This window comes from Rubneribacter sp. (assembly GCF_965361815.1).
Map to the genome: position 1 here is coordinate 1 of NZ_CBDTNW010000066.1, position 9,534 is coordinate 9,534.

8 protein-coding genes are annotated in these 9,534 nt (G+C 67.3%); 1 reads left to right on the forward strand and 7 read right to left on the reverse strand.

Annotated elements, in window-relative coordinates; translation table 11 throughout:
* The 5 genes from ACWKY3_RS05045 to ACWKY3_RS05065 all read right to left on the reverse strand — a co-directional run.
* On the reverse strand, positions 1-540 hold a 540-nt coding region (locus tag ACWKY3_RS05045; protein ID WP_449315334.1), incomplete at its 3' end, for a 4Fe-4S dicluster domain-containing protein.
* Between the two features lie 10 nt (positions 541-550).
* Positions 551-3,061 carry a molybdopterin-containing oxidoreductase family protein gene (locus tag ACWKY3_RS05050; RefSeq protein ID WP_449315335.1) on the reverse strand — a complete coding sequence of 837 codons (2,511 nt, stop codon included), beginning with the start codon at positions 3,059-3,061 and terminating at the stop codon, positions 551-553.
* Between the two features lie 207 nt (positions 3,062-3,268).
* Positions 3,269-4,474, reverse strand: a complete 1,206-nt coding sequence (locus tag ACWKY3_RS05055) for a Fic family protein (protein ID WP_449315336.1) — start codon at positions 4,472-4,474, stop codon at positions 3,269-3,271.
* A gap of 210 nt (positions 4,475-4,684) precedes the next feature.
* Entirely contained in the window at positions 4,685-5,620 is a 936-nt protein-coding gene (locus ACWKY3_RS05060; protein WP_449315337.1) for a lysine exporter LysO family protein, read from the reverse strand.
* Between the two features lie 92 nt (positions 5,621-5,712).
* A complete protein-coding gene (locus tag ACWKY3_RS05065) occupies positions 5,713-7,098 on the reverse strand; it encodes a DUF2130 domain-containing protein (RefSeq protein ID WP_449315338.1) in 1,386 nt (461 codons plus the stop codon).
* Between the two features lie 269 nt (positions 7,099-7,367).
* On the opposite strand from ACWKY3_RS05065, the gene gdhA reads away from it, so the two are divergent.
* The gene (gene gdhA / locus ACWKY3_RS05070; RefSeq protein WP_449315339.1) at positions 7,368-8,699 is read left to right on the forward strand and encodes an NADP-specific glutamate dehydrogenase; all 1,332 of its coding nucleotides are present in this window, start codon (positions 7,368-7,370) and stop codon (positions 8,697-8,699) included.
* Between the two features lie 117 nt (positions 8,700-8,816).
* Here gdhA and ACWKY3_RS05075 read toward each other — a convergent pair whose 3' ends face one another.
* Entirely contained in the window at positions 8,817-9,107 is a 291-nt protein-coding gene (locus ACWKY3_RS05075) for a hypothetical protein (protein WP_449315340.1), read from the reverse strand.
* 166 nt (positions 9,108-9,273) lie between these two features.
* The coding region (locus ACWKY3_RS05080; RefSeq protein WP_449315341.1) for a sodium/proton-translocating pyrophosphatase at positions 9,274-9,534 on the reverse strand (261 nt) is incomplete at its 5' end.

The window sequence follows — 9,534 nt, forward strand, 5'->3', positions numbered from 1 at the left end:
GGTGCCCTCCTCCTCCAAAAGGAGCGTCGTTTTGCGCTCGGCGACGATCTTTGACACCTCGGATTCCGGATCGTCCAGATCGCCCACCACGATGGCGCGCCCCGGGCAGGCTATCTGGCAGACCGTGGTGCCCAGCCCCGCGTCAAGGCGATGGGCGCACAGCGTGCATTTGTCCACCGTGTTCGACTCCTCGTCGTACTGGCGCGCGCCGTAGGGGCATGCCTCCATGCACGATTTGCAGCCGATGCACGCCTCCTTGTCGACGGTCACGATGCCGTCCGCGCGCTTCTCAGTGGCCCCGGTGGGGCACGCCGCCACGCAGGGGGCGTCGTCGCAGTGCTGGCACGGGACGGGCGTCCACGTCATGGAAAGGTTCGGGTACTCCCCCGTCGGCACGTCGTGGACAAGCTCCTCCGCGTCGTTGAGGACGCGCATGCGCAACAGGCCGTCGGCCACGCCGTTTTCCATCTTGCAGATGATCGAGCAGGTGCGGCATCCTATGCACCTGTGCAGGTTGATTGCGAATCCGTACTTCGTCATGGCACGTCACCTAGGCCTTTCTCACTTCGACGAGGTTGTCGTAAGGCGCGAAGTTCGTCTCGGATATGGCGTCTTGCGCCGGATTGAGCGTCATCTGGATGAGGGCGCTGTAATGGGTGTTCTCGGGGAAGTCCTTGGGCCACCACCCCTGCCGCTGGTTGAGGCAGCCGGGCTTGATCTCGGGGGTGACGAGCGCCTTCACCTTGTAGGAGCCGCGATCGTTGAACACCTCCACCACATCGCCGGTGGCGATGCCGCGCGCCTCGGCGTCCGCAGGCGCCATCTCAAGCCGCGGCTCGGGCGCCACCTCGCGGATCCACGGCAGCTGCACGTGCTGGGAGTGCGTCGTGTACACGGTGCGGCAGTTCATGAACGTGAGCGGATACGTCGCGGCAGCTGGCGAGCGGTTGCCCTCGAGCGGCTCGTAATGGCAGGCCAGCTCCTCGCCGAACTCCGTCAGATCCTCGGTGTAAAGCTCTATCTTGCCGCTGGGAGTGGCGAAGCGCATGCTCTCGAACGCCACGTAGTTCTCCGGGAAGTTCGCCCGCACCACCTTTTTCTCCATAAGCTCGTCGAAGTCGATCTCCGCGAACTCGGGCGTGACGCTCTCCTTGAGGATGTGGTCGCGCCCGTACTCCTCGATGTCGAGGCGCCACTCCGTCTCCTCGAGGATGCCGAACCGCTCGGCCAGCATCTGGGCCACCTGATAGTCGGTCTTCGCCTCGAACATAGGGCTGATGGCCTGCTCGCGCACCTGCACGTACATCGACGACCACGCCGCCACGATCTCGAAAGGCTCCTCGTAGTAGCTCGTCACCGGCAGAACAAGATCGGCGTACTGGGCGCCGGGCGTCATGATGGAGTCGGACACGATGATGAAGTCGAGCTGGGGCAGCACCTCCCGCTCCATGCGGTTGCGGTCGGGTCCCTGCGTGCCCCAGCCGTAGTTGTGCGTCCAGAGCAGCTTGACCGGGTACGGGTCCTGGGACGCCACGATGTCGTACCACTGCGATCCCGGCAGCGACGTGGACGCATGGCCCTCGCGCGTGGTGACGGCCGTGGGCCCGAGCGAGAACAGGATGCGCATGAGGCTGCCGCCGGCCCAGTTGACGTTGGCGTGGGGCTTTCCGATGTTGCCCGTGATGGCCGCCATCTGGATGAGGGCGCGCGTGGGAAGATGCCCGTTCCAGTAGCGGTTCGTCCCCTGGCTCACGCGCAGGCAGGCGGGCGTCTCGGTGGTGTAGAGATCGGCCAGCGCCACGATGTCGTCGGCGGGCACCTCGCAGATCTCGCTCGCGACCTCGGGCGAGTACGCCTCCAGGGACTCAACGAGCAGCTGGAACGCCGGCTTCGCGCTCACGGTCCGGCCATCGACCTCCACCTCGTAGGATCCCGTAAGCGCCGCTGTCTGCGGCACCTCGGCCTCCTTCGGCACCTCGCCGCTCACCCGCACCGAGGGGTAGGCGGGCTTCGCGTCGTCGGGCAGCGCCGCCACGGGCACGGCCTTGCCCGCAGCCTCGTCCCACACGGCGTAGTCCTCGCCCAGGCGCACAAGCTTCTTGGTGGCGAGGTCCACCAAGAACGCGCCGTTGGTGCAGGTTCTGATGTAGTCCTCGTCGTGCCTGTTGTTGGCGACAATCCAGTTCATCATGCCCAAGGCGAGCGCCGCGTCGGTGCCGGGGCGGATGGGCACCCACTTGTCGGCCTTCGCCGCCGTGCGCGAGAAGCGCGGATCCACCACGACGAGCTTGCTGCCGGCCTCCTGCGCGTCGAAGATGAAGTGCATCTCCTGCATGTTCGTCTCGGCGTAGTTGCAGCCGAACATGATGATGGCCTTCGACCCGATGAGGTCCTCCCACGAGCTGCCGTCCTGCTGCACGCCCAGCGTGGGCAAAAACCCCATGTTGCACGCGTTGTCGCCCATGATGCCGAAGTTCGTGAACGACGTGCCGTCGTAGGTCATGGCCAAAAGCGAATCAATGATCTGGGGGAACACGCCGTAGTTTCCGGTCATGCCCAGAAACGCGTTCGCCGTGGGCCCGTAGGTGTCCATGTTGTGCTGCATCTTCTCGTAGATAAGGTCGATGGCCTCCTCCCAGCTGATGCGCTCGAACTCGCCGCTGCCGCGCTCGCCCGTGCGCCGCATGGGGTACTTCACCCGGTCGGGCGAGTACACGCGCTGCAGGGCGTTCGACACGCCGCGCAGGCAGATGCGATGGTAGGCGTTGTCGGGAAAATCGGCCGGCTCCACCTTCACTATCACGTCGTCTTTCACGTAGGCGTTGATGCCGCAGCTGCCCACGCAGTTGGGAGCGCACACCGTGCGCACGATCTTGTCGTAATCCGGCTGCCCGGTGCCCGCCGGCTCGCTCGCGCCCCCCGCGTCCTCCTCGGCCGCCTTCGGGGCGCACGATCCCAGAAACGCCCCCGACGCCGCAGCCGCAGCCGTCCCCGCGGCAAGCTGCAAAAACCGGCGCCGTCTCATGCTCAAACCGCTTAAACCTCGCCTCGCCTCCGTCATGGCTTCCCTCTCCTCTCGTCTCTTCTCGCGTTCGCGGCCTCGCGGCGCGTCCGCCCTCGGCCGCAGCCCGAGTATACGAAGGGCGCAATCCCCCTTGGGACGTTTTGCGGGAACCCGGAAAAGCCGCAATCGCCGAACGCGGACGCGCAGGCGCCCGACGCCGGCGGCGCCGGCGAGGGCAAGGGCGAAAGGCGCAAGCGAGAAGGCTCAGGCCAGCGAGTCGCGATCGACCGGGCGGTCGGGCGTGATGCGCTTCGCCAGCTCCTCGAGCACGTCCACGGCGCGCCGAGCCACGAACAGGCGGCCGCGCTGGAACCGATCCGCCTCCTCCACAACGCCCGCCCGCTCGAGCCTGAGCAGCGCGTCGTTGGCGGAGGACAGGCTTTTGCCCGTGAGCGCCGCCGCCTGCCTCACCGTGAGCACCGGCGTGCCCGGGAGCAAATCGAGCAGCGCCTCAAGGGCCGACCCCTTGTTCGGCCTGCCGAAGTCGTCTACCCACGACTCCCTCACCTTGAGGATGGCGTCAAGGTACACGTCGGCCACGCGCGCCGACGCCTCCGCCGACAACGCGCAGAAATCGACCCATTGGTCGATGATCGCCATGAAGTTCGCCTTGTCTATGGACACGCCGAAGTTGTACGGCAGCAGGGCTTGGGCGTGGCTCGCCGTGTCGATGGCCGGCTCGAGGCCGATAGGGGCCACCACGCCGGTCATGAGGCCGCGGCGGCGAAGGATGTCGTGGCACATGAGCCGCCCGGTTTTGTCCATACCCGACTTGAAGGGCTTGATGCTTTCGAACTGGAAATGCGCGATGGCCACCTGGGTGATGGGGCTGTACGCCTCATGGCGCACGAAAGCCACGAGGTCGTCCACGAGCGAGGGAACCTCCTCGGCCGGCGAGGGCTTGTACACCTTCGCGGCGGGGCTGTCCCCATCGACCGACCACTTCCGCCGACGCAGCCCGGAGCCGGTCTCCTTGGCCGGACGCCCCAAACACGCGATGGAGTGGATGTCGAGCAGATCCTCCAGGGAAAACGGGGAGGCGGGGGGCTTGGGGCCGTAGATGCGGTCGAGGACCCGCTCGAAGCGCAGCACCTCCACCGCCGCCCGCCTCTCCTCCTCGCGCTCGAAGCCGAAAAGGTCGAAGGGCTCTGCGCACGCGCGGGCATCGCCCTCGCTCGCCGCGCAGGCCTCCAACCGGAGCAGCGCCATGAGGCGCAGCGCCTTGCCCTCGATGCGGATGGCGGAAACCGCCTCAAGCCGCGACAGCACCCGCCGAAGCGAACCGCCCGCGCGGCCGTTGAGCGCCTTGTCCTCCATGCGCACGAGCGCGTGCTCGGCGCGGGCGACGTTGGCCTGCGTTTCGGGCGAGATGGAAAAGCGCAGACCCTTCAGCGGAAAGGGCTTGTACATAGGATCATCCCCCTCGTCGGCGCCGGCCCCCATGCCGACCCCGCCCATGCTAGCGCCCCGGACGCGGTCGCACAACGGTTTTGCGGGTTTTCGGAAATGGCGCAAGCTCGGCCAGGGAGGCGGAGGGGGGCGGCGGGCGGAGGGAACTCGAAGGGGCGAGGGACGCGGAGGGGGCGGTCGCCTGCGGTGGCGCGGCGCTGTTGCGGCACCCTACATGAGCTGGTGAAAGCCCTCTATCAGCACGGGCACCAACGCCGAGCAGATGACACCGTTGAGCACCGAGAGCACCACCGTCTCGCCGTTGGTGCAGCGGATCATCATGGGCAGCGTGGTGTCCTCGCTCGTGGCGCCGGCGGGCGCGATGCAGGTGGGGTAGTTGAGGTGCCGCGCTATCCACGGTATGCAGAAAAACGACAGGATCTCGCGCAAGAGGTTCGCCAGAAACGTGATGCTGCCCACCTGCGCGCCGGCGATGCCGGTCATCATGACGCCGGCGAGGCTGTACCAGCCAAGCCCCGACGCCACGGCCGCGCCCTCGGGAAGCGAAAGCCCTGCAAGCGGCGCGCACAGAAGCCCGCCGGCCACCGAGCCGGCCACGATGCCGGCGGGGATGATGAGCACGCGCACGTGGTACTGCCGCAGCTTGCCCACAAGCCCGCGGCTGCCGCCCACGCTGATGCCGACCAGGAACATGAGCGCGTACAGGACGGCATCCGAATGCCGGGCCACCGCGTCAAGAGGCGCCAGCGACGCGCCCGCAAGGCCGTAGGCCGCGCCGAGCACGAGCGCGCCCACCGCCACGCCTATCATGACCGCCTCGCCACCGCCCGCCGAGGCGTCCTCGCGTGCGGACTCCACGCGCGGTCCCGCCGGACGGCGCGCGATATCGCCCATGAACGCGCTTGTGAGCGCGTACACCGCCGCCGTGGACAGCGCTGCGGGCACGACGCAGAACAGCGCGCTTGCCCAGCCTACCGCGGCAAGCTCCTCCAAAAACGCCTCGCGCCCGCCCAGCGTCGCGCCCATCGCGAAGATGAGCAGGCCCGTTGCCGCGAGCGTGAGCTTCTCGAGCACGCCTTTGAGCCGCTCGGGGAACACGGTCGCCCCCACCAGCACCCCCGCCGCCATTGCCGCCAGTACCTCCACGCCGCCCCTTCCCCGCATCCGACCTTATCGCGAAGAAGCCATCTTACCGCATGGGGGCGCTTTGCGCGCGCCGTATTTCCCCGCCGGGCCCGTCACGCGCCCTCCTCCCCCTCCTCCCGCGCGGCCTCGAAGGCGGCCTTCATGGTGGGGTTGTTGCGGGTCAAGCGCTTGATGGTGAGATCTTGCGCCTTGTCGTTGGCAAGGCGCAGGTTGCGCTCGCTGCCCAAAAGCGCGTCCTTGGTTTTCTGCAGGTGGTCGATGGTCTTGTCTATCTCGTCGATGGCCTGCTGAAACTTGCGGCTGGCCAGTTCGTAGTTGCGGCCGAACTTCGCCTTGAACTCCTCCATCTGCTCCTCGAAACGCGTGACATCGACGTTTTGGCTGCGGGCGCGGGCAAGCTCCGCCTTGTACGTCATGGCCGACAGCGCCGCGTTGCGCAGGATGGAGATGATGGGGATGAAGAACTGCGGGCGCACCACGTACATCTTCTCGTAGCGGTAGCCCACGTCCACGATGCCCTCGTTGTACAGTTCGCTTTCAGGTTCGAGCAGCGTGACGAGCACGGCGTACTCGCAGCCCTTCTTGCGCCGGTCGGCGTCGAGCTTTTTGAGGAAGTCCTCGTTTTTGTGCTTGGTGGCCGTTTCGTCGTTCTCGTTCTTCATCTCGAACATGATGGACACCACCTCGGTGCCGTCCTCGTCGTGCTCGCGGAACACGTAGTCGCCCTTCGTGCCGTCCACCACGTCGTTGTCCTTCTCGAAGTACGCGCGGGGAAACGCCGTGGCGCGCAGCTTGTTGAACTCGGCCTCGCAGTGCTGCTCGAGCGACTCCCCCACCATCTTGGTGGACAGGCGCGCCTTCATGTCCTTGTAGCGGGCGATCTCCTCGTCTTTGTAGGAGATGAGCTCGTCTTTGGCCCGCAGCTTGGTGGCCATCTCCTCGCGCAGGGCAACGGCCGCCCGCTCCCCCTCGGCCCGCACAAGCTCCACCTGCGCTGCCAAAGCGTCGCGCTCCCGCTCGACCTCCGCACGCGCCTCGGATGCCGCCAGCTGCTTCTCGGCCGAAAACGACGCCGCCTGCGCGGCCAGCTTCTGCTCCAGCTCGGCCACGCGCGCGCCCCGCTCAGCCGCCGCGTCGGCCAGGGCGCGGGCGTGCTCGGCGCGGACGGCGCGCTCGCGCGCCTCCTGGTCGCGCTTGAGCGCCTCCATGCCGGCGACCCCCTCGCGCTTGGCCGCCTCCAGCAAGGCCTCCAGCTCCGCGATGCGCGCCGCGTGGGCCGATGCGCCCTCCTGGGCGCGCTGCCGCTCCTGGGCCACCGCCAGGCGCACCGCCTGCTCCTGCCTCTCGGCCAGATGACGCTCGCGCTGCTCCAGCTCGCGGGCGAACTCGCGATCGCGTATCTGGCTCACGATCTTCGCATAGCCCGTCTCGTCCACCTGGAACACCGTCCCGCACTGGGGGCACTTGATCTCGTTCATGCTCGATCCTCCTTCGCAACGTGACGATTCTACCGCATCGGGCGGTATCCGGTGCCAAAGGCCGGCGGCCTTCACGCAGCGGCCCCTCCCGCCGCCGCCCGCGCCCGACGCGATGCCTCCGCCGCGCATGCCCCGCGCCTCGCTCTCCCCGCTTCCGCCCCCGCCCGGAGCCGTTTTTGTTTCGAGTCGTTTAAATAATCGCCTTGCGCGCGGCCTCCTCCTTATAATGGTGCGCATTGCGAACTGCACGTGCGTTAAGGAGGTCCGAATTGAGTTACGTCGATCGAGTCATCGAGCAGGTCAAGGCGAAGGACGCCAGCCAGCCGGAGTTCATCCAGGCCGTCACCGAGGTGCTGCGTTCCTTGGAGCCGGTCATCGAGGCGCACCCCGAGTACGAGGCGGCCGGCCTCCTGGAGCGCATCGTGGAGCCGGAGCGCGTGGTCATGTTCCGCGTCCCCTGGGTTGACGACGAGGGTAAGGTCCAGGTCAACCGCGGCTTCCGCGTGCAGTTCAACAGCTGCCTGGGGCCCTACAAGGGCGGCCTGCGCCTGCATCCGTCGGTGAACCTGGGCATCATCAAGTTCCTCGGCTTCGAGCAGATCTTCAAGAACAGCCTGACCACGCTGCCCATGGGCGGCGGCAAGGGCGGCTCTGACTTCGACCCGAAAGGCAAGTCCGACGGCGAGGTCATGCGCTTTTGCCAGTCCTTCATGACCGAGCTGTGTCGCCACATCGGCGCCGACACCGACGTGCCGGCTGGCGACATCGGCACGGGCGCGCGCGAGGTCGGCTACATGTTCGGCCAGTACAAGCGCATCCGCAACGAATGGGTGGGCGTGCTCACCGGCAAGGGCCTCACCTTCGGCGGCTCGCTCGCGCGCACCGAGGCCACGGGCTACGGCCTGGTCTACATCGCGCAGGAGCATCTGGAATGCCACGGCGACTCCCTCGAGGGCAAGACCGTCGTCGTGTCCGGCTCGGGCAACGTGGCCATCTACGCCACCGAGAAGGCCCAGCAGCTGGGCGCGAAGGTGGTCACCCTCTCCGACTCCACCGGCTGGATCCACGACCCCGCCGGCATCGACGTGGCCCTGGTCAAGCAGATCAAGGAAGTGGAGCGCGCCCGCATCAGCGAGTACGCCAAGCGCCGCGAGGGCGTGGAGTACCACGAGGGTCGCGGCGTGTGGAGCGTGCCGTGCGACGTCGCCCTGCCCTGCGCCACGCAAAACGAGCTGTTCATCGACGACGCCAAGCAGCTGGTCGCAAACGGCTGCAAGGTGGTCGCCGAGGGCGCCAACATGCCCACCACCATGGACGCCACCGACTACCTCATCGAGAACGGCGTGACCTTCCTGCCCGGCAAGGCGGCCAACGCCGGCGGCGTGGCCACCTCCGGCCTGGAGATGTCGCAGAACTCCGAGCGCCTGTCCTGGACGTTCGAGGAAGTGGATGCCAAGCTGCAGGGCATCATGAAGAGCATCTACCACGCAGCCGACGACGCCGCGCGCGAGTACGGCCACGAGGGCAACTACGTCATGGGCGCCAACATCGCCGGCTTCAAGAAGCTTGCCGACGCCATGATGGCCCAGGGCATCGTGTAAGAAGACTTCTCTACCAGGGGCTTCAAGCGAAAACGAGGGCGCGGTCGCGGTGCGGCCGCGCCCTTTCGCCTTCCGTGCCCCACACCGTGCTCCCATGCGGCATGCGCCCGCAGCTGCTCAGCGCTCGGGCTTGGAGGTGAGGTGCCAGCCACCGCAATGCGGGCAGCGGTAGCAATGCAGCCTCGGCGCGCCATGCGCAGCGCAAGCGCGGGCCGCATCCTCCGCATCGGCCCGGCTGCCGTAGCGCCTCTTCGACAGGCATGCCTTCCGCACGAGCGCCTCCTCGCGCTCCTCGGCGCTGCGCTCCTTGCGGGCGCGTTCGCGCTCGAAGACATCGTCCATGCTCCCAAGGCCCGCCTTGAACGCAGCGGTCCGCTTCGCGTTCGCCGAAGGTTTCTTGCTCGCCATCGCGCGCCTCCCTTTCACCGATCCGCCGCATCCGCGAGGCCCAGTGTAGCACAACGCAGCCTTCCGCTCCGCGCCGGCAAAAGTGCCGAAAACGCACGGGACCCCGGCGCGGTTGCCGGGGCCCCGAAGCCTCCCGCGCGCCCCAGGCGCGCCGTCAGCGATCAGCCTAGAGCAGGCCCTGCACCATGATGAACAGCGGCGCGAACGTCAGCGACACGATGGTCATCAGGTTGATGAGGATGTTCATGGACGGACCGGAGGTGTCCTTGAACGGATCGCCCACAGTGTCGCCCACGACGGCGGCCTTGTGGGCATCGGAACCCTTGCCGCCATGGAAGCCCTGCTCGATGTACTTCTTCGCGTTGTCCCACGCGCCGCCGGCGTTGGACATGAAGATGGCCATGAGCATGCCGGTGGACACGGCGCC